Source organism: Stenotrophomonas geniculata ATCC 19374 = JCM 13324 (genome assembly GCF_001431625.1).
GTDB lineage: Bacteria > Pseudomonadota > Gammaproteobacteria > Xanthomonadales > Xanthomonadaceae > Stenotrophomonas > Stenotrophomonas geniculata.
In genome coordinates, this window is sequence record NZ_LLXT01000124.1 from 1 (window position 1) to 20,543 (window position 20,543).

A 20,543-nucleotide genomic window follows, 5' to 3' on the forward strand; every position below is an offset into this window, starting at 1 on the left:
GTCCGTGGATCCGGTGACGGCTTACGCAAACCCAGTTGGTATGTTCAACCGCTACAGATACGCATCGGGGAACCCTTACCGATATACGGACCCTGATGGCCGCTGTGATACATCTTTCTGCCAGTTCTGGGGAGGAGTTGGACGCGCGGTCGGTGATGCTGCCTACAGCATTGGCCGGAATGCTGGCCCGAGCGTATACGGCACCGTAGATATGTCCCGAACGCGGGAGCTAAATGGCGGCCCGTTGTTTGGTGCGCCGGCGAGTCAAGTTGGGCAAGGTGGCTACAAATTCGGTTCCGCACTAATGGTTGCGGAGGGGATGCGGGGCGCTGGTCAGGCCGCCGGAGGGCTCGCAACGGCTGAAGCTCGATTGGCGAACAGTGCATTGGTAGTTCGAGGTGGCTCCGCTCAGGGAGCGAATTCAGCGGCCGGAATTGGAAAGGGTACCGGCCAGCATCCAGCAGGACCCTTCGGTTTCTCCGCAGAGAGTGCAAATGGATCGTCGTTCTGCCAGTTGTGCAGCAATGTAACTCACAATCAGGTCGGTGTTTCCACGGTTGGGCAGGTAAGGGCTGCGGGAGGTGATGTCATCTCGACAGGCGGGGTCTCGCCGACGCACGCAACAGTTGTGGGGCTTGAGCCGGAAGCAGCGAGCCGGTTGTTTTCCCCTACAGTATCCAATCCGGTTCCGGCCGTTGAAAGGCTGCAGAGGCCATAGATGTCTGAGCTCAGAATATTTGTCGACTTCAACAATAGAGATTCTGATGGCTTCTTGAGGCTTAACCTCACGGGGACGCTGGAGGATCTGAGAAGAGAGCAACTGGTTCTCGAAGATGGGATGCCCGCTACAGGATCAGACGGTGATCTCACTGCCAAGATCATCGTTGTTGCACCTGGAATTGAAGGCGTATGGCGGGGGAGGATCGTTGAAGGTCCTTGGGAGGAGGGTGCATAAACTGGTACCCGTTGTTGGTTAGGTTGGGAGACGCTCCTCGTCCGATCGGGGGAAGCAAGAGCCAAGCCCAAATGACAGGCCCGTTGGCTTCCGGATCCTACCCAAGGAGGGCTTTGGGGATGAACGGTGAAAGCTGCGCTTCTGGCCAGAATTGTGGATAGAATTTGGGCGAGCGTGGTTGAAGATGCTCTGTGACATTTGCGCCGGTATGGCCGACTGCTGCATGGCGTGTTTGGCCTTGGCGCGGGTTGACTGCTGTTGAGGTTCAGTTGGCGAGTCACCTTTGCGTAGGTCGCAGGTTCGACTCCTGTTTCCGGCACCAGTTGCAATGAAAAGCCCCGGCCTTGGTCGGGGCTTTTTGTTTGGGCTGTGTTGGCGCGGGTGTTGGAACTTATTGATGGGAAAGGGATTCGCTGCAAGCCGATCATTGGTCGATGCTCATGTTCTCTATTGCGGATGGTTCGCGTCCACGCGATTAGAGCGGGTTGATCCTGATCACTTGGCTTCATTCCAACTTACATGGAAGCGCCTAACTGCCTCACTGATCGAGCCTCCCCCGGTATCTCGGCGACTTCGCATGGTAGTAGCAAGGTAGGCCTTGATGAGGTACGTTCCGCCTTGGCAGTGAAGCCAGCACAGGGGGGATAGGATGCGCGTATCTCAGAAATACAAGCTAAAACGAAAGCAGGCCGAGCTTGATTTCGTTGACGTTCCTTTGGATACAGATCTTCCAGTTTTTGTGGAGCCCACGGCAATTCGGGCAATGGACACTCCGTGGTCTAGTGAGTGCGTGGCACTCCTTCAGAACTTCTTTAGCAATGTTCTCAGTGCGGTTAAAAAGGGCGACAAAGCTAGGGCTGTTTCGCTACTTGGTTCGTTGAACGAGAGAAATGATTTTCATCTTGGATATTCATCTGGTGAGTCGCGTGGCCACGCATTCGGCAAGGGATCTGCAGGCTCAGTGTGGGAGTCACTTCTGACAAGCAAAGCCGCGAAGTCTGGCGTGCTCTCTGACTTGGAAGATACCGCCCTTCTCATCGAAGGCGTGGGTGCAGACATGATCTCTGATGCGGTCTGCAACATAATTCGTGAACCGCTGATTGAGTACACTCAAGACATGTGCCGATATTACGGCATTCCTATGGTCGCAAATGTTTCGTCAGGCCCCTGCTGGGACATGCAAGCGCAAAACTGGGTGGCGAGGCATGTAGAGCTTCCGATGCCGAAGGGCGAGAGTCTCGTGTTGGTCCCAAAGTCGATTGTTCGACTCGCGGGTGCTTACGACGCTGGGGCCTACTATCGGCACTATTTGTTGCCGGAACTACAGAAACAACACTTGGCCAGTGGATCTGGTCTGGTGGAAGTGCTGAAGAGTAAGAGGCGAAGGGTTACGAAGACCGCTTTGATGAGGCACTATGGCAAAAACAAAGATGCTGTAGCAAAATTGACGGAGGACAATCCTGATGTCCTCGCCAAGTATAAAAAGGCGAAAGCGGCAGATCCTTCACCTCCGATAAGCAATAGCGCGCTTGCAGAGATTGAGAACGTTCCGAACGTTCAACTGTACGATCTCTATAAAAAGGTGGTGGCTGTCCCTCCTGGAAGAGCGCGCGCTCACGACTATGAGCGAGCTGTCGAAGGCCTCCTTTCGGCCTTGCTTTACCCGTCTCTCATACACCCTGTGCGTCAAGCCCCAATCAATCAGGGGCGGAAGATTGTCGATCTCCGGTTTTCTAACTCAGCCACGGCAGGATTCTTCAGTTGGCTTTCAAAGCACTACACCGCGCCCTACGTCTTCATTGAGTTCAAGAATTACACAGAGGATGTCAAGAATCCGGAGCTTGACCAATTGTCTGGGCGGTTCTCAAAATCCAGAGGGCAAGTTGGCATTCTGATTTGCCGTGCGGTTAGTGATCGCAAGAAGATTGATGCTATGTGCAGAGATGCCGCAAATGATGGGCGCGGCTACATGATCGTGCTTGACGATGCGGATTTGGAGACCCTGGTCAAGTCAACGACGGCGATGCATTACGATGGATCGAGAACCATATTGAATGATCGGTTTGATCAATTGGTACTCTGACTTCGATTAGAGCTAAAGGATGGCTTGGATGGGCTATGAACTGTGGACGTCGCCTGTGACTGGACATCGTCGCCACGGCACGAGGCTTGCAGATTTCAACGACGCGCTGGGCCTGAGGATTATGGCGAGGGATATCTGTGAGTCCCTGAAATGTTGTGCTTCCGGAGCGCCCGCAGATCTGGTGCAGAATGAACTGAGTCGTCTCGATTTTTCCGTTTGTGGAGTCCGAGATGCGGAAGATGGTCCGGTTACCGGCTTCGTGAGAGTTGAAGAGCTGTCCAGTGGATCAGTGCAGGCTCATCTCTATTCCCTAACAGCTGGGACGGTCATCGATGATGAGGTGTCATTGCAGTTTGTTCTTGAATGCCTGGGGAAGGATTCATTCTTGTTTGTACGAACAGCTGGTGACATATCTGCCATCCTTACATGGGCGGACTTAAATAAGCCAATTGTTCGCGTATACATATTCGGGCTTATCTCGCTGCTGGAGATGCATCTTAGCTTTTGGGTCGCTCACACTTACTCCGACGGCGACTGGCAGCAGGCCTTGACTGAGGGCAGGCTGGGCATGGCTGTTGAAGTTAGGAAAAAGCGCGCGGCGCTGGGTCAGGATGTATCTTTGATTCAATGCCTGCAGATGTGTGACAAAAGGACTCTGGTTAGTAAGTCCATTGGAATACGACATCAGCTGGGTTTTGAATCTAAGGCGGCCTGCGAGCGATTTCTAAAGGATGTTGAGGTGTTGAGAGATACACTGGCCCACAGTCAATATGAGTTGGCGCCGGATAACGGCTGGAAGGAGTTGCTCAATCTAGTCGATGGAGTTAATTCAGTGATCCTTAGATCTGACGGTCTAGTGGAGAATAAAGCTCTAGACAGCGCTGCTGGCTTTAAGGGGCTTCTCTGGTAGCAATTATCATTGTGGCGTTCTTTTCCCTTTTGAGTATTTGTTGCCGAAGTTCGCGGGCGATGCGCCGAGTGGGTGATCCCTCCAAGGAGGTCGCTTGTGTCTTGCGCTAGATTTCACTAACAAGGTAAGGGGCTGGACAAATGGATTCTGGGGTCTACCGAGTGGAGATGGATGGTCGCTGGAGCTTGAAAGATTTATATGAATTTCCACACGCTTATATGCAGGTCTATGCCTTTGCATACGCTTTTGATACGGATCTTCCGGCGGTTGATTCTGATAGGATCAACTACGCACTCGAAAGCTATCCTTGGGCTGGCGGGTACTCTGTCGTCAACATCTATAGCGTCCTGCAGAGTCAAGTTAGTCCGAGATCGAAGCCGGTAATTAAGGAGATTAGATACGCCTCGCCTGGCTGGTTGGATTTAATTCTTCATATTCATCCGGCGGTCAAGGTTGCGGGCGCTGTCGCCGCGATCGCGAGTTCTATTGCAGCTACTGCAAAGGCTTATGCGGCTGTTCAAGATGTCTTGTATAAGATCAGCGCTAGGTCGAAAAAGGCGCGTGTGGAGAGTATTCAGCTTACGCGGCTTGAAGTTGAGGAGTTGCAGGCGCTAAATGAACAGCTAGCTAAGGTAATGAATTTTTCCGACATAGCAGGGCTGGAGGGGAGGACGAACAATCCCCACGTTACGGCGAAACTGCTGAGTGCTCAGTACAGAAGACTCAGGAAGCTTGCAGGTTTTGTAAAGCAGGGGAAGGCAAAGCTCCCGCTGGTCGCTCCTGGGTTGCCACCCTTGCCACCCTTGCCACCTAAATCGCCGCGAATCGATGATTGATGAAGAGGGTGTCGCAGGTGGTGCTGCGGGCGTAGGTAAGATCCGCCCAGTGATCTAGGATTTCTACCTGCTAAGTGCGTTCTGCGAGCGTTGGTCCGGAGAAATGTATGCGGACGATCCTCATCCAAGCACCGCCTCGCATCCTGTCCTAAATTGGCCTTATCGCCACTTACGGACCTCCCGCCCGATGTCATCCGCCCTTACCAAGCGCATTGTTCTCACAGCAGAACCCCGAGATCGCCCCTACGAGCTCAGGGACGCTCAGGTTCGCGGCCTGATCCTGCGAGTGCAGCCCTCGGGCCACAAAGCTTGGATCGTCACCTGGGCGCACGGTAAGCGTCGTACTTTAGGTTCGGTCGAACATCTGACACTTGATCAGGCCCGCGACCAAGCCCGGCAAGCGGTCGCTGAATACGTTCAGTCCGGATTGCCGTCACTCGCAAAGTCCAAGCCCACTAGCTGCACGCTCGAAACGCTGCTCAACGAGCATTTTGAGCCTTGGGCGATAGCTGAGCTCAAGGGCGGTCGTCAATACCCAGACCGCATTCGATCAGTGTTCCCGTGGCTGTTACGCCGTCAGATCATCGAAATCGACGTGCCCACGATGGAGCGATGGTGGCGCGGGCGTGTCACTGGCCCCGATGCCGTCACCAAGGCTACTGCAGCGCGCGACTTCGCTTGCCTGCGGTCTGCCTTGTCCCGTGCGGTCGAGTGGAAGTTGATCGAGACCAATCCTTTGATGGGCATGCGTCAACGATCAGCGGCTAGCCGCAAGGTGGTTCGGTTCCTGTCCCCGGACGAAGAAGCGATGCTCCGGGCTGCGCTCGCCGCGCGCGATCTAGCTGGGGTTGAGGGGAGGGCGAACGCCAATGCGGCCCGACGCAAGTACCGGCAAGCGGTTCTGCCTGATTTGCCGATGGACGGGTACGTCGATCACCTGACCTCGGTGGTTCTTACAGCCATTAATACCGGTATGAGACGTGGTGAGTTGTTGTCGATGAGCTGGGCTGACATCAACTGGGAAGCCAAGATGCTGACCATCCGGGCCGAGAACGCTAAGTCTGGTAGAGTCAAACATCGAGTTGCCGATCAGGCGGAGGCAAAGAACGCGTTCAATACACCTCAAACCGGAAACAATCCGAACCACCATACCGTGGAACTTCCCAAGCCAGTAACGGAGAAAGTGGCTCAGAAGTTCAATGAGGTTTACAAATTAAAATCGACTTGATTGTGGAATGGTACGACGGTGAGTTGCAGCAAGTCATGGAGGATGGTGGTCGATACTTCTACGCTATCTGTGTGGAGGCGGACTTCAGCAAATCCTTTCAGGATAGAGTCTACTTCGTGATCAATATTATTGCGCAGGAAAAGCATCTGATTGAACGCTTTCTTGCTGATGCAGACGTGGATGGCCTTGATCGTCTGCTGCGCGATGAATTGTACGGTCGCCGAGGTGCGATTTTCTTGGGGTGTCCAAACGACTGGAGGGTGGAGTCGGCTGATTTCAGTATTGAGCCAGCCCCCTATCTTAAATTCTTCGCGTTTCCGGTCGTCGACGTGCTGGCGGCCTGAATCTATGGATAGCGGCACCGTTATGGGTAATTTCCGTCCCGCTGGTTAACTAAGGCAGCGGCACATGGACCCGCAGTTGGGTGTGTTCCTGTCGGTGGATCCGGTGACGGCGTATCAGAAACCGGTTGAGCAGTTCAATCGGTACCGGTATGCCAACGGGAATCCTTACAAATTCACCGATCCTGATGGACGGGTCGTCACGTGCGATGAAAAGCGGTGTGCTGGTGAGGTCAATACCATAGCCGATGCTCTAGCTCTTCCTGTCATTCTAACGGTGGCCTAAGGCGGTTGGTTGCTTTCAAACCTGATCGATACGGTTCAACGAAATGAGTCGGCTGATCCGTCCGGCTCTACAGCAGCCCCCAGTGGCACGAAGCCACCGGCATTGCCAGTGGATCTGGTAGGTGATCAGAGCAGCCCCTTGGCAGGGTCGAATAAGAACGGCACGCGGCATACAAGTGGCAATCTGAAGCCGGAGTTCGGTGGCACCGGGAACTACGACGAAGACCTCAAGACTCTCGCCGGAGAAACAAGGCCCGCGGTTCGCGGGGACAGCGCTCCTCCTGGAGCACAGATCGGAGAGAATGGCGTCTTTGGTCGCCAGACGAACAGCTCGGGCGGCAAGAGTATCGACATCCCGGCAAATGGTGACAAGCCACGTGAAACCCTACACTACGATTGAAGTACTTCCGGACGGCACGCGTTATTTGCCGATACAGTGGAATGGTGCGAAGCCGACTGAAGTGGCTCAGCTGCTCCAGGGGCGTCGGCTTCTGGCTTGCAGGTTTCCCTCTACGCACACGGCGAACCTGGCTTGGCAAGTAGTCTTTAGCTTTGATTCCAATGTGTCTCTTGAAGTGACATCGTCTAGTACCGTTGTTCATGGATGGGACGAATTTGGAACCATTAATGTTGAGATCTTGTCGAGTGCTCTGACTGAATCGGAATGTGAGTGGGTCAATCTAGAGCTTTCGGAAGCACTTGACGTTACGTGTGTTGAAGTCGTTCGTTGGCAAGGTGCTGGATTGATCGTTGACTCTGGTATTCGCCTGCGCTTCTCTGATGACCGTATCCTCTCAGTCGTTGCGGTGGACGTGCCGGGTGCACTGCTCTTGACTTTGCCGGGAGATGTAGCCCCCTGTTCGTGGCAATTTCCGGCAAATGACTACGTCTACGTATCGATTGAAGAGGTGGGCTGACTCCTTCACTGGGTATGCCCAATCGTCTCAGTCATGTCTGCCGCCCGACAATGCGTAGGGCAGTTGCCAAGCTGGCGGCGTGAGAGGGCTAATCCCTCTGCTCCCCAGCCAAACGTAGCTGTGCCCCCGGGATCGTCCATGACTGCTCAGGGATGCTCAGGTTCGCGGACTGGTTCTTCGTACCTAGTCCTGGGGTTGGCGGCACCTGGGGTGGACGTCAGTTACGCAGGCTCAGGGGCAACATGCCGCGTTTGGCCCTTGAACAAAGTTTGAGTGAATGATATTCATCCGGTTCACGTTGAGTTCACTTGCCTGATCGGATGGCGCATGCGTCTTCCGTGCACCCAAGGAGTGGTATCTCGCTATGGAAGCCATGAAGACGCACGCGCGAAGCCGTCGATGCCTGATCGGGCTGATTTTTCTGGGGATGTTCAGTGCCCCGGGCGCAGCTGCACAGGATACCCAGCCCGGCAAGTATCCCTGGGAGGAGTTCGACAAGCGCTTGCAGAGCAGCATGGACGTTGCCAGGTTGTCGGACGATTTGCTGGGAGACAGCGTAGGTCTTTCAAATGGCGCCTTGTCATTCTCGGCGGCTGACGTATCGCTGGAAAGTCATCACGCATTACCAGTGAGCCTGAAGCGCAAGTACGTGATGAAGAATCGCTATCAGTACGATAACGATGCGCTTCTTGCTGACTGGGACTTGGACTTGCCCAGCATCAGTGGCGTTTTCTCAACAGATTGGGTCATGGGGCATGCCGCAGCGTCGCCCGGTGCGCGCTGCAGTGTCAGCACAGTGTCCCAGGCGCAGCCGTCCATTCCATTCAGCGGGTCGATGGATGTCAGTGACGTGTGGTCCGGAAACTCGATGAACATTCCGGGCGTGACCAGCGGGGAAATGCTGCTGATCAATGGTTCAACGGCCAGACCTGCCCAGGGGGGGCCTTACCATTGGATGACCAACGATCAGGTGTTCGTTGGCTGCCTGTCTGCCATCCGCAACGGCCCCGGCGAGGGATTCCTGGCGATCGGGCCAGACGGCACCCGCTACTGGTTCGACTGGATGGCCCAGTACGTCGAACCGCAGATCAAGAATCCGTTGAATGGTGCAAAACGGCTGGATCGTAGGCTCAATGTGCTGTATGCCACTCGCGTCGAAGACCGGTTCGGCAATAGCGTGGCGTACAACTATGCCAACGCAGCAAATGCACCTGCGCGATTGCAATCCATCGTCGCCAGTGACGGGCGCCAGATCAGCTTTTCCTATAACCCACGAGGTCAGATCGAAACCGCAACCACGAATGGCCGGACCTGGCGCTATCTGTATCGGAACGACGGCAAGGTTTCGCTGTCGGCGGTCATTCAACCTGATGGAAGCCAGTGGAAGATCGACTTCTCGGGCCTCTCCAATGCCGCGTACTATGCCACGCCACCCATTCCCAATGAGCCAGTCCGCAGTTGCTTTATAGATGGAACTCCGCTCGTGGGGCCACAGTCGGCAACTGGGCGTATCGAGCATCCTTCCGGTGCTGTAGGGACATTTACTGTCGCCATCCGCGAGCATGGTCGGAGCAACGTTCCAATATCCTGCAAGAATTTCACGACTGGGATAGGTGGAAACAACAGTGGTGATGATGTCAACCAGTGGGCGATTGCATACAAGACGTACACATTGATCGAGAAGTCCATCAGCGGACCGGCCATTTCTCCGATGACCTGGAAGTACAGCTACAGTTCCGCAATCAGTTCCATTTTTTACCCGGGTGGAACGATGGATCGGCCATGCCCATTGACCGGTGGAGTGGTGTGTGGAGAACCGATCTGCAGGAGTGACAGCTGTGCGGGTCGCGCAACGACGGTGGTGGAGGGGCCCGGCGCTGAGTGGACCCGCTACACCCACGGAAACAGCTTCAAGTATGACGAAGGAAAGCTCTTGCGCATTGAACGTGGCAAGGGCGGCGATATCCTGCAGGTTGTCGAGAACACTTACGCGCTCTCTCCCGCAGGCCAGCCGTATCCCGCGCGTTTTGGTGTCAGCGCGCAGGATACCGGCGACAACTTCCCCCGCGAGGCGATCCAGCCAGAGCTGTCAACCGTCACGCGCCTGGACGGGGTGGTCTACACCCGTCGCACGAACAGCTTTGACAGCCTGGCTCGACCGCTGAGCGTCTCCCGGTTCAGTAATCAGGGAGACGCCCGTACGGATGTGACTGAGTACGGCGACAACCTTGGCCTTTGGGTGTTGGGTCAGGTGGCGCGCGTTTCCAACTCGGATACGCCGTCCGTGATTAGTCGCACCATCTACGATGGTCGGGCGCTTCCGATCGAACTCCACAGCCACGGGCGTCTTCTGCAGCGCTACAGCTACAACCCAGATGGCTCACTCTCGAGTATTGCCGATGCGAACAATCACATCACCCATCTGGCGGACTGGAAACGCGGCGTTGCGCAGACGCTGAAGTTCGCAGATGGCACGACACTGGTTCGTGGTGTGGATGACAATGGCTTCGTCACGTCGGTCACAGGCGAGACCGGTGCCGCGACCGGGTATGAATATGATTCGATGGGGCGCATCTCGCGCATACGCTATCCAGCGGGCGACACGGTCGCATGGGCGGATACTGTTCGCAGTTTCAGCAAAAGCAGTGCAGCTGAGTATGGGGTCGCTGCAGGCCATTGGCGTCAGGATGTTTCGACCGGAAATGCACGCAAGCGCGTCTACTACGATGCATTCTGGCGGCCGCTGTTGACCCAGGAGTTTGATGCGGCGTCGCCTGCGGAAACCCAGCGATTCGTGAGAGCCAGCTACGATCTACAGGGGCGCCTCGAGTTCCAGTCATATCCGTCGGCGTCGGCCAATGCCTCCACGGGCACTTGGACGACGTACGACGGCCTGGGGCGAGTGTCATCTGTCTCACAGGACAGCGAGTCTGGTTTGCTGACAACTACGACCAGTTATCTTGCTGGCGGACTGGTAAGGGTGATTGATCCGAAAGGCCGGGTGACTACGACTGCATACCAGGCCTTTGATCAGCCCAGTCAGACGCAGCCGATCGCCATTGCACATCCCGGGGGGGTGTTCTCCGAGATTGTCCGTGACGTTTTTGGCAAGCCACTTTCCATCAAACGGCGGAACGCGTCTTCTACTGAAGCGCTGACGCGCACTTATGTCTACGACGGCCACCAGCAACTGTGCAAGTCGATTGAACCGGAAACTGGCAGTACCGCGATGGGATATGACCCTGTGGGAAATCTGCTGTGGACGGCATCCGGGCTCGCATTGCCCAACGTCGCATCCTGTGATGCTGCCGCAGCCTTGTCGTCTTCGCGCCGCGTGGACCGGACGTACGATGCGCGGAACCGTCTAGCGACACTGCGTTTTCCCGACCGGAATGGTGATCAGGACTGGCTCTATTATGCAGATGGCAAGCCCGCACAGGTGACCACTCTGAATGACGGGGGCGGGGCCGTAGCGGTGAACGGGTATACCTACAACAAGCGTCGCCTTCTTACCGGTGAGTCGCTGCAGGAGTCGGCCGGGCCCGCCCTTTCGCTGGGGTATGGCTACGACAGCAACGGTACCAGGGCCGTAATTACCTATCCGAGCGGGATGTTCGTTGGCCTTGCCCCAAATGCGCTCGGACAGGCAACCCAGGCAGGCTCTTACGCGACTGCAGTGAGCTATTACCCCAATGGAGCGATTCGTCGATTCACTTACGGTAATGGCGTCGTGCACAGCATGCAGCAGAACGCCCGCCAGCTGCCGGCGCAGGTTGTTGACGGGAACGGGGTGCTCGACTATTCGTATCTTTATGATGGCGCTGGAAACGTCGTCACCATCCTCGATGGCGTCGACAGCCTTCGTGATCGTCGGATGGAGTATGACCAGCTTGATCGCCTCCAGCAGGCGACCTCTGCGATGTTTGGCGGCAATGGTGTCATGCGCTACACCTATGACGCACTGGATAACCTCCGCAGCAGCAGCCTCGCCGGAGTGAGGGACCACCAGTACTGGTACGACGCATCCAATCGGCTGACCAATGTACAGACGAGGGGTGGTTCCACGATTATTGGCTTGGACTATGACCCGCAAGGAAACCTTAGGAATCGAAACGGCGTTGTTCACACGTTCGATGTCGGCAATCGGCTGCGAAAGGTGGCCGGGGCTGAGTCTTATCGCTATGACGCACACGGGCGACGAGTTTTGTCGTCTGCCGAGAATGAGGAACGCCGGATTTTCTCGCTGTATGGCGAGGATGGCTTGCTGAGGCGACAGAACAATGAGCGGACGGGTGAAATCTCTGAATATGTCTACCTGGGTAGCAGTCTCGTAGCGAAGGTCGTTGGGCATGTTGCACCAGGCGTTCCGTCGCTATCGGTTCCGCCTTCATCGGAGACGGGGAGCTTCAGCGTAAGCTGGGGGGAAGTCGGCCGCGCAGTGCGCTACGAGCTTCGTGAGCAGCGAGACAGTGGCAGCTGGACCACGGTGTATTCGGGGGCTGGTAGAATCTGGACAGTGAGCAATCGTTCGGCCGGTGTCTATGGATACTCGGTGCGGGCGTGCTCCTCGAATGCATGTGGTGCATGGAGCAGTGTTGGCGCGATCAACGTTCAGGCTGAGCCGGTTGATGTTCCCATTGTCACAGTGCCGGCCACGAGCTATTCAGGCAACTACGTCGTGACCTGGAGCACAGTCGCCGGCGCCAGTCGCTATGAGCTGCAGGCATCCACTGGAGGTGCGTGGGCGAACGTCCTCTCCGCCAATGTCGCGAATCATCCGGTCAGTGGGCAGCCCGCCGGCTCCGTGCAGTACCGCGTGCGTGGTTGCAACGGGCGTGGATGTGCGGCTTACTCGGCTCCCGCTTCCATCCAGGTCATTCTCAAGCCGGCGACCGCGCCGACATTGTCGTTGCCGGCCAGCAACAGCTCCGGTGCGTATGTGGTTTCGTGGAGCCAAGTGGCAGGGGCAGCCCGCTATGCGCTGGAGCAACGCTCCGGTACAGGTGAATGGACCCAGATCGCGAACGCCGCCAGGACTTCGCAGGATGTTGCCGGGCGCCCCAGCGGTGAGGATGGCTATCGCGTCCGTGCCTGCAATGACGCCGGGTGTTCCAGCTATTCCGCCGTCGCGACCACTCGTGTCCTGCGCATCCCTGCCGTGGCGCCTGTAATGAGTGGCAACTCCACGCAGTATGGCAGTCCGGTCGTGGTTGGCTGGAGCGCCGTGCTCGATGGTGCGAGCTATGCGTTGGAGGAGCAGGCGCCGGGTAGAGCCTGGGCCCAGGTGCAGAACTCCAGCGCGATCGCCGCAACGCTTCCCGAACGTTCGACAGGGGCGTACGGCTATCGCGTGCGTGCCTGCAATGCCAGTGGTTGCGGACCGCTGTCATCGGCGCTGCTTGTCACCGTGCTGCGGGCGCCGTCTGCACCTAGTCTGTCCGTCGATTCGTCAAACGTTGGAAGCGGTCAAGGGTTCAGGGTCTACTGGGGGGCAGTTGCCACTGCGAGTTCCTATCGGTTGGAGGAGCAATTTGCAGCAGGGCAGTGGACGCAGGTTCTGGACTCGGCCGAGACGCAGTTCGCTGCGGGTGCTCGCGGCGCGGGTAGCTACGGCTACCGTGCCCGTGCATGTAATGCCGCCGGGTGCAGCGGGTACTCCGCTGTGGTTACCTTCACCCTGGTCTTGCGCCCGGTGCCTGATGTGCCGGGAAGCCTCAACGTCGCCGAAACGCGGAGCTCCTGTGAAATGGCCTGGGGAGCTTCCGCGCGCGCTGAGCGATATGAACTGAGCAATGACGGTGGCGTGGTTTATCAGGGGGCCAATACGTCTTTCTCACAGGCAAATCCGCGTCGATGCGTTTCACCGTATCGCGTCCGTGCCTGCAACAGTACTGGCTGTTCTGAATGGTCGCTACCTGTCTATCATGGTGGAGGAGCCATGCTGATGCGGAGCCGATGATCAGCAGGCCGGCAATCCATTGCGCACCGGCTGCCGCAGCACGGTCTTCAACCGCGCAGCGTCGGTCCTGCGCGGGTCGCCCAGGTAGATCTCGTGATGGGGGCCGGCGAAGGTGTAGCCCAGCGAAGGCATCAGTTCGTCGTGCAGATGGGCCAGGGCCGGGCCCTCGTCATCGTAGGCGCCTACATGCAGGGTCTGGAGGCAGAGGCCCTCCTCAATCACCTGATGGCGAAGACTGGCCGGAGCGTCGCCCAGTTTTTTCGCCGCCTTGGCGATGGCAGCCTCCAGCTGCTCTGGACGGATCCCGTCCGGCGTACGGATCATCACCGTCCACCTCCACTCATCCTTGCGGCGTGCCACAAAGCTCGACGGATCCTCGGCGGTCCAAAGCGCTTCCAGCGGTGGCACCACGTAGTCCTGGCCCTTGGCCTTCAGCGCGAACTTCAGTGCATAGCTGACCGAGTAGAGCCACTGCACCGCCTGCACATACGCGGGGGCCGTATTCGGATCCCCGTGGCCGTCGACCATCAGGTAGGGCAGGGGCGGTACGTCCACCGTCACGAACCGGCCCACCGGGGGCTGGTACAACGCGCGATCGCGCTTCTTGAAGTCGATCTTGTCCATGGGCTTCCTCCAGCGCCGAGCATCCCATGCCGGGCACCCGTCAGCACGCCTGAACAGGTTCAGATGACTTTGCCGAACGAGGGCGGACCGCCGGCCAGCACCCGATGCTAGGATGCCGCCCTCGGGTGTTCTGCCCGCCGCGCCCGTGCGGTGCGACAACGTGTCGCAGCCAGAAACGGGCCTTTCCTGCGCTCGATCATTGTCAATGCCTTTCTTAAATGGTGGGTGACGGCCTAAAATTGAAAGGCTGACTCGACCCCACCTCCCTGCCTGTCTTCCGGACCGGTGGGACCGGCTTTGGCCGGAACAGGCAGGACGGGGAACGGCATTCCCTCGCAATTGGATCGACCGATGATTCCGTTGAAAACCCTTGGGCGCTGGTTGCGCCCGGGCCTGCTGCTGTCGTTGCTGGTGATGCTCACCGGCTGCGATGCCGTGGCCATCCTCAGTCCGAAGGGCCAGATCGGCCAGGATGAGAAGACCCTGCTGATCACGGCCACCGTGCTCATGCTGCTGGTCGTCATCCCGGTCATCATCATGACCCTGACCTTCGCGTGGAAGTATCGCGCCTCCAACACCAAGGCCCGTTACGAGCCGAAGTGGTCCCACTCGACGGCGATCGAGGTGGTGGTGTGGTCCATTCCCTGCATGATCGTGCTGGTGCTGGCGGTCCTGACCTGGCGTTCGTCGCACGCACTGGACCCGTACAAGCCGCTGGATTCGGACGTCAAGCCGGTCACCATCGAGGCGATCTCGCTGGACTGGAAGTGGCTGTTCATCTATCCGGAAGAGAAGGTGGCGGTCGTCAACGAAATCAAGTTCCCGGTCAACACGCCGCTGAACTTCAAGATCACGTCCGATTCGGTGATGAATGCCTTCTTCATCCCGCACCTGGGCAGCATGATCTACTCGATGGCTGCGATGGAGACCAAGCTCCATCTGATCGCCAACGAGACCGGTGAATTCCCGGGCATGTCCTCGCACTACAGCGGCGCGGGCTTCGCCAAGATGCACTTCACCGCCTACTCGGTCACCGATGCCGAATACCGCCAGTGGCTGGACCAGGTCCGTGCCGGCGAGCAGACCCTGGACAAGACCTCGTTCAAGGCGCTGGGTGAAGCACGCAACGCCGAGTGGTACCCGGTCACCTACTTCGGCAAGACCGAAGAAGGCCTGTTCGACTGGGTCATCGCCAAGCACATGGGCGACAACAAGCACTACGGCATGAAGCACTCGCACGCTGGTGCCGCCGCTGCCGATGCCGCCAGCCATGAAGCGCACGAGGGCCATGCCCCCAGTGACGCACATGATTCCAAGGAATCGGGTGAAAACCTGGATGCCAACGAACACGAACACGCGGGCCATGCCGGCCACGCGGGTTCGGGAGAATGAACATGTTGGGAAAACTCTCTCTTGAGTCGATCCCCCACGATCCAATCGTGCTGACCACCCTGGTCGGCGCGGTGCTGGGTGGCCTGGGCGTCATGGCCCTGATCACCAAGTTCAAGCTGTGGGGCTATCTGTGGAAGGAGTGGTTCACCTCGGTGGATCACAAGAAGATCGGCGTGATGTACCTCATCGTCGCCTTCGTCATGCTGCTGCGCGGTTTCTCCGACGCCATCATGATGCGTACCCAGCAGGCGCTCGCCGTCGGCGGGTCCGAGGGTTACCTGCCGCCGCACCACTACGACCAGATCTTCACCGCCCACGGCGTGATCATGATCTTCTTCGTGGCGATGCCGCTGATCACCGGCCTGATGAACCTGGCCGTGCCGCTGCAGATCGGTGCGCGCGACGTCGCGTTCCCGTTCGTCAACTCGCTCAGCTTCTGGCTGTTCGTGTCCGGTGCGGTACTGATCATGCTGTCGCTGTGGATCGGTGAGTTCGCCGCCACCGGCTGGCTGGCGTTCCCGCCGTTGTCGGGCATCGAATACAGTCCAAGCGTCGGCATGGACTACTACATCTGGGGTCTACAGGTCGCAGGCCTGGGTACCACGCTGAGCGGTATCAACTTCTTCATCACCATCCTGAAGATGCGTACCCCCAGCATGAAGCTGATGCAGATGCCGGTGTTCACCTGGACCGCCCTGGTGACCAACGTGCTGATCGTCGCCGCCTTCCCGGTGCTGACCATCACCCTGGTGCTGCTGACCCTGGACCGTTACCTGGGTACGCACTTCTTCACCAATGACGGTGGCGGCAACGCCATGCTGTACATCAACCTGATCTGGATCTGGGGTCACCCGGAGGTGTACATCCTGGTCCTGCCGGCGTTCGGTGTGTTCTCCGAAGTCATCGCGACCTTCTCGCGCAAGGCGCTGTTCGGCTACAAGGGCATGGTCTACGCCACCGCCTGCATCGGCGTGCTGTCGTTCATCGTGTGGCTGCACCACTTCTTCACCATGGGCTCGGGTGCCAACGTCAATGCCTTCTTCGGCATCACGACGATGATCATCTCGATCCCGACCGGCGTGAAGATCTTCAACTGGCTGTTCACCATGTTCCGCGGCCGCGTGCACTTCACCACCCCGGTGCTGTGGACCATCGGCTTCATGGTCACCTTCGTCATCGGCGGCATGACCGGCGTGATGCTGGCGATTCCGGCCATCGACTTCGTGCTGCACAACAGCCTGTTCCTGATTGCCCACTTCCACAACGTCATCATCGGCGGCGTGGTGTTCGGCATGTTCGCCGGCATCACCTACTGGTGGCCGAAGATGTTCGGCTTCCGCCTCAACGAGTTCTGGGGCAAGTGCGCGTTCTGGTGCTGGTTCATCGGCTTCTACGTGACCTTCATGCCGATGTACGTGCTGGGCTTCATGGGCATGACCCGTCGCCTGCAGAGCACCGTCAACCCGGCCTACGAGCCGCTGCTGCTGATCGCCGCCGCAGGTGCGTTCATCGTTGGCGCCGGCATCCTGTGCCAGATCATCCAGGTGGCCGTGTCGATCCGCGACCGCAAGAAGACCGTCGACCTGACCGGCGACCCGTGGGATGCCCGTACGCTGGAGTGGGAAACCTCTTCGCCGCCGGCCTTCTACAACTTCGGCACGCTGCCGGAAGTCACCGAGCTGGACGATTTCTGGGAGCGCAAGCAGCGTGGTGAAGCCTGGCCGAAGCCGGCCAAGTACACCGACATCCACATGCCGCGCAACACCGGCACGGGCGTTGTCATCGGTGCCTTCAGCCTGGTGTTCGGCTTCGCGATGATCTGGCACATCTGGTGGCTGGCCATCGTCGGCTTCGTCGGCATGATCGCCACGTTCATCTACCGCACCTTCGACCAGGACGTGGACTACTGGGTCCCGGCCGCCGAGGTGGAACGCATCGAGAACGAACACCGCAAGCACCTGGAAGCCCAGGGCCTGGTGAAGTCGGAGCTGAAGGCATGAGCACCAATACCTCGACCCTGAGCCACGGGCACGCCGCGCACGCGGCGGCCCATGGCCATGACGACCACGAGCACCACGACACCGGCGGCAATACCGTCTTCGGTTTCTGGGTGTACCTGATGAGCGACTGCCTCATCTTCGCCTCGCTGTTCGCCACCTACGTGGTGCTGGCGGGCGGTACCGATGGTGGCCCCACCGCGAAGGACCTGTTCGAACTGCCGTTCGTGGCATGGGAAACCGCGCTGCTGCTGACCTCGTCGCTGACCTTCGGCCTGGGCATGATCGCCATGCACCGCAAGCAGATGGGCCAGATGTACCTGTGGCTGGGCATCACCTGGCTGCTGGGCTTCGGCTTCATGTGCATGGAAGTGTGGGAGTTCCAGCACCTGATCCACCAGGGCTACGGTCCGGACCGCAGTGCCTTCCTGTCGGCGTTCTTCGCCCTGGTTGGTACCCACGGCCTGCACGTCAGCGCCGGCCTGCTGTGGCTGCTGGTGATGTTCGTGCAGCTGAAGAAGTACGGCCTGACCCCGACCAACAAGACCCGCATGGCGTGCCTGAGCCTGTTCTGGCACTTCCTGGACCTGATCTGGATCGGTGTGTTCTCCGTCGTCTACCTCAATGGAGCCCTGTAATGGCACATGACAACCATGCACACGACCACGGCACCGGCGGCGAAAGCCATGGCACCGTGAAGTCGTACCTGATCGGCTTCGTGCTGGCGGTGGTGCTGACCGTCATCCCGTTCTGGATGGTGATGTCGGGTGATTTCTCGCGCACCGTCAACGGTGTGGTGATCGCGATCACCGCGGTGCTGCAGATGCTGGTCCACCTGGTGTTCTTCCTGCACCTGGACCGCTCTTCGGAAAGCCGCTGGAACGTCAACGCTGCGGCCTTCACCGTGGTGGTGATCGGCATCATCGTGGTCGGCACCCTGTGGGTCATGCACAACATGAACGTGCACATGATGCACTGACGTCTTCGCGACGTTGCCACGCAGAAAGGCCGCCCTCGGGCGGCCTTTCTGTTTGCCGTGGGAGGGGCGGCGAGGAACATCCACGCACGGCGTGGATCTACTGATGAGGTGGGTGCGGAGCTTGCTCCGCACATCGGCTCAGCCCACCCGGCGCAGAAATTCCTCGGCGTCCATCGGTCGGCCCAGGTGGTAGCCCTGCAACTGGTCGCAGCCCAGTTCGCTCAGGTACTCGCGCTGCGCCTGCGTCTCCACGCCTTCGGCCACCACCTGCAGCTGCAGGGTGCGTCCCAGCGCGATGATCGACGAGACGATGGCGGCGTCCTCTTCATTGCATTCCAGGTCATGCACGAACGCGCGGTCGATCTTCAGTTCGGTGGCCGGCATGCGTTTCAGGTACAGCAGGCTGGAATAGCCCGTGCCGAAGTCGTCGATGGCAATGTGCACGCCCATCGCGGTCAGGTCGTTGAGGATCGCCAGGCTGGCGTCGACGTCCTTCATCGCCGTGGTCTCGGTGATCTCCAGGGTCAGCCGCGCCGGCTCGATGTGGTGCCGTTCGAGCACCCCGCGCACGCTGTCCAGAAGGGCCGGGGAGGAGAACTGCAAGGGCGACAGGTTCACTGCCATCGACCATTCGGCATGTCCGGCATCGTGCCACGCACGCAACTGCGCACAGGCGCGGTCCAGCACCCAGTCGCCGATCGGCAGGATCAGGCCGCTGCGTTCGGCAATGGGGATGAACACGTCCGGCGCCAGCAGGCCCAGCTCCGGATGCTGCCAGCGCAGCAGCGCCTCGGCGCCGGTGGCTGGCGCGCCCGCGGCCGGGAACTTGGGCTGGTAATGCAGGATCAGTTCATTGCGCATCACGGCCTTGCGCAGGTCCTGCAGCAGGCGCAGCTGACGGTTGGCGCTGAGCTGCATCGAGGGGGTGAAGAACGTATAGCCGTTCCGCCCGGTTTCCTTGGTGTGGTACATCGCAGCGTCGGCGTGTGCCATCAGCTCGCGCTCGTTGCCGGCGTCATCCGGGTACAGGGCGATGCCCAGGCTTGCACTGACCTGCAGCTCGGCTGCATCCAGCAGGAACGGTTCGCCAGCCGCCGCGATGATCCGCTCGGCCACCACCACCGCATCGTCGGGAATATCGATGGCCAGCACGATCACGAACTCGTCGCCGCCGAGGCGGGCGAAGGTGTCCTGCGGACGCAGCAGGCCGCCGATACGCTGCGCCACCGCCACCAGCAGGCGGTCGCCCAGCTGGTGCCCGTAGGCATCGTTGACCGCCTTGAAGCCGTCCAGGTCGCAGAACATCACCGCCACCGCATGGTTGCGGCGCCGCGCCTTCTCGATGGCCTGCTCGATGCGGTCCTGCAGCAGCATGCGGTTGGGCAGCTGGGTCAACGGGTCGTGCAGGGCGGCCTGGATCAGCTTGTTGTTGGCATGCGCCAGCGAATCGGCCAGCAGGCCGGTGCGCACGCGCATCTGCCGGTCGAACAGCGAGGCGACCAGGGCGATACCCAGCGTGGCCACGGTGGTGACGATCACCAGCACCGCCAGCCAGCGCGTGTCGATGCCACCGCTGCCGACCGCGCCGCAGATGCTGCCCTCCGGGAAGCGCGCCGCGGCCATGCCGGTGTAGTGCATGCCGACGATGGCCAGGCCCATCACCAGCGAGGCCAGTGCGCGCAGGCGCATGGTGTTGCGCTGCTCGGCACGCAGGCGGAATGCGATCCACAGCGCAGCACCGGCGGCGCCGATGGCCACCGCAATGGAGGCGGCGAACCAGCCCGGGTGATAGTCGATGCCCGGCTGCATGCGCATCGCGGCCATGCCGAGGTAGTGCATCGTGGCAATGCCCAGGCCCATCAGCACGGCGCCGGCCAGCAGCCGTCGCCAGGGCAGGCTGGGCCGCGACACCAGCCACAGCGCATAGGCAGAGGCGCCGATCGACACGGCCAGCGAGTAGAGGGTGATGCCGAGGTCGTAGCCGACCGGGATCGGCAGGTCGAAGGCCAGCATGCCGATGAAATGCATCGACCAGAT

At 59.1% G+C, this 20,543-nt stretch carries 15 protein-coding genes; 13 read left to right on the plus strand and 2 right to left on the minus strand.

Annotation, left to right across the window (positions count from 1 at the left end):
- Positions 1 to 718 precede the first annotated feature (718 nt).
- From ARC63_RS22900 to ARC63_RS15345, 9 genes are all read left to right on the plus strand, one after another.
- Positions 719 to 955 carry a hypothetical protein gene (locus tag ARC63_RS22900; protein ID WP_082587882.1) on the plus strand — a complete coding sequence of 79 codons (237 nt, stop codon included), beginning with the start codon at positions 719 to 721 and terminating at the stop codon, positions 953 to 955.
- Positions 956 to 1,604: 649 nt separating this feature from the next.
- On the plus strand, positions 1,605 to 3,038 hold the full coding sequence (locus ARC63_RS15315; protein WP_057503724.1) for a hypothetical protein: 1,434 nt from the start codon (positions 1,605 to 1,607) through the stop codon (positions 3,036 to 3,038).
- Between the two features lie 28 nt (positions 3,039 to 3,066).
- Complete coding sequence (locus ARC63_RS15320) at positions 3,067 to 3,948, plus strand: hypothetical protein (RefSeq protein WP_139042430.1); 882 nt, start codon at positions 3,067 to 3,069, stop codon at positions 3,946 to 3,948.
- 140 nt (positions 3,949 to 4,088) lie between these two features.
- Positions 4,089 to 4,784: a hypothetical protein gene (locus ARC63_RS15325; protein ID WP_139042431.1), complete on the plus strand. Its 696-nt coding sequence runs from the start codon at positions 4,089 to 4,091 to the stop codon at positions 4,782 to 4,784.
- A gap of 187 nt (positions 4,785 to 4,971) precedes the next feature.
- Positions 4,972 to 6,012 (plus strand): integrase family protein, encoded by a 1,041-nt coding sequence (locus ARC63_RS15330; protein ID WP_057503727.1) that lies wholly within the window; start codon positions 4,972 to 4,974, stop codon positions 6,010 to 6,012.
- 2 nt (positions 6,013 to 6,014) lie between these two features.
- Positions 6,015 to 6,356, plus strand: a complete 342-nt coding sequence (locus ARC63_RS15335) for a hypothetical protein (RefSeq protein ID WP_057503728.1) — start codon at positions 6,015 to 6,017, stop codon at positions 6,354 to 6,356.
- A 64-nt stretch (positions 6,357 to 6,420) separates the two neighbouring features.
- Entirely contained in the window at positions 6,421 to 6,639 is a 219-nt protein-coding gene (locus tag ARC63_RS23735) for an RHS repeat-associated core domain-containing protein (protein ID WP_057503729.1), read from the plus strand.
- A gap of 376 nt (positions 6,640 to 7,015) precedes the next feature.
- A complete protein-coding gene (locus ARC63_RS23300) occupies positions 7,016 to 7,555 on the plus strand; it encodes a hypothetical protein (protein WP_139042432.1) in 540 nt (179 codons plus the stop codon).
- A gap of 373 nt (positions 7,556 to 7,928) precedes the next feature.
- Positions 7,929 to 13,514: an RHS repeat domain-containing protein gene (locus tag ARC63_RS15345; RefSeq protein WP_231298646.1), complete on the plus strand. Its 5,586-nt coding sequence runs from the start codon at positions 7,929 to 7,931 to the stop codon at positions 13,512 to 13,514.
- On the opposite strand, the gene ARC63_RS15350 is transcribed toward ARC63_RS15345, so the two are convergent.
- A complete protein-coding gene (locus ARC63_RS15350; protein WP_057503731.1) occupies positions 13,515 to 14,138 on the minus strand; it encodes a GyrI-like domain-containing protein in 624 nt (207 codons plus the stop codon).
- Between the two features lie 351 nt (positions 14,139 to 14,489).
- Here ARC63_RS15350 and cyoA point away from each other — a divergent pair, with 351 nt between their 5' ends.
- Genes cyoA through cyoD form a run of 4 tightly spaced genes read left to right on the plus strand, consistent with a single transcriptional unit; the run spans position 14,490 to position 18,506 of the window.
- On the plus strand, positions 14,490 to 15,530 hold the full coding sequence (gene cyoA, locus ARC63_RS15355; protein ID WP_010483288.1) for a ubiquinol oxidase subunit II: 1,041 nt from the start codon (positions 14,490 to 14,492) through the stop codon (positions 15,528 to 15,530).
- 2 nt (positions 15,531 to 15,532) lie between these two features.
- Positions 15,533 to 17,530, plus strand: coding sequence for a cytochrome o ubiquinol oxidase subunit I (gene cyoB, locus ARC63_RS15360; protein WP_005408582.1), 1,998 nt, complete (start codon positions 15,533 to 15,535; stop codon positions 17,528 to 17,530).
- Positions 17,527 to 18,165, plus strand: coding sequence for a cytochrome o ubiquinol oxidase subunit III (gene cyoC / locus ARC63_RS15365; protein ID WP_005408583.1), 639 nt, complete (start codon positions 17,527 to 17,529; stop codon positions 18,163 to 18,165). Before cyoB ends, cyoC begins: the two co-directional genes overlap by 4 nt.
- Positions 18,165 to 18,506 carry a cytochrome o ubiquinol oxidase subunit IV gene (gene cyoD / locus ARC63_RS15370; RefSeq protein WP_005408584.1) on the plus strand — a complete coding sequence of 114 codons (342 nt, stop codon included), beginning with the start codon at positions 18,165 to 18,167 and terminating at the stop codon, positions 18,504 to 18,506. Before cyoC ends, cyoD begins: the two co-directional genes overlap by 1 nt.
- A 138-nt stretch (positions 18,507 to 18,644) precedes the next feature.
- Here the strand turns inward: cyoD and ARC63_RS15375 are convergent.
- The coding region (locus ARC63_RS15375) for a putative bifunctional diguanylate cyclase/phosphodiesterase (RefSeq protein ID WP_057503732.1) at positions 18,645 to 20,543 on the minus strand (1,899 nt) is incomplete at its 5' end.

Bases quoted from the DNA above. Each gene is read 5' to 3' on its own strand.
- cyoB (WP_005408582.1), top strand. From the start codon at position 15,533: ATGTTGGGAAAACTCTCTCTTGAGTCGATCCCCCACGATCCAATCGTG.
- ARC63_RS15330 (WP_057503727.1), top strand. From the start codon at position 4,972: ATGTCATCCGCCCTTACCAAGCGCATTGTTCTCACAGCAGAACCCCGA.
- ARC63_RS15350 (WP_057503731.1), bottom strand. From the start codon at position 14,138: ATGGACAAGATCGACTTCAAGAAGCGCGATCGCGCGTTGTACCAGCCC.
- ARC63_RS15315 (WP_057503724.1), top strand. From the start codon at position 1,605: ATGCGCGTATCTCAGAAATACAAGCTAAAACGAAAGCAGGCCGAGCTT.
- cyoA (WP_010483288.1), top strand. From the start codon at position 14,490: ATGATTCCGTTGAAAACCCTTGGGCGCTGGTTGCGCCCGGGCCTGCTG.
- ARC63_RS15345 (WP_231298646.1), top strand. From the start codon at position 7,929: ATGAAGACGCACGCGCGAAGCCGTCGATGCCTGATCGGGCTGATTTTT.
- ARC63_RS22900 (WP_082587882.1), top strand. From the start codon at position 719: ATGTCTGAGCTCAGAATATTTGTCGACTTCAACAATAGAGATTCTGAT.
- ARC63_RS15325 (WP_139042431.1), top strand. From the start codon at position 4,089: ATGGATTCTGGGGTCTACCGAGTGGAGATGGATGGTCGCTGGAGCTTG.
- cyoC (WP_005408583.1), top strand. From the start codon at position 17,527: ATGAGCACCAATACCTCGACCCTGAGCCACGGGCACGCCGCGCACGCG.
- ARC63_RS23735 (WP_057503729.1), top strand. From the start codon at position 6,421: ATGGACCCGCAGTTGGGTGTGTTCCTGTCGGTGGATCCGGTGACGGCG.
- cyoD (WP_005408584.1), top strand. From the start codon at position 18,165: ATGGCACATGACAACCATGCACACGACCACGGCACCGGCGGCGAAAGC.
- ARC63_RS15320 (WP_139042430.1), top strand. From the start codon at position 3,067: ATGGGCTATGAACTGTGGACGTCGCCTGTGACTGGACATCGTCGCCAC.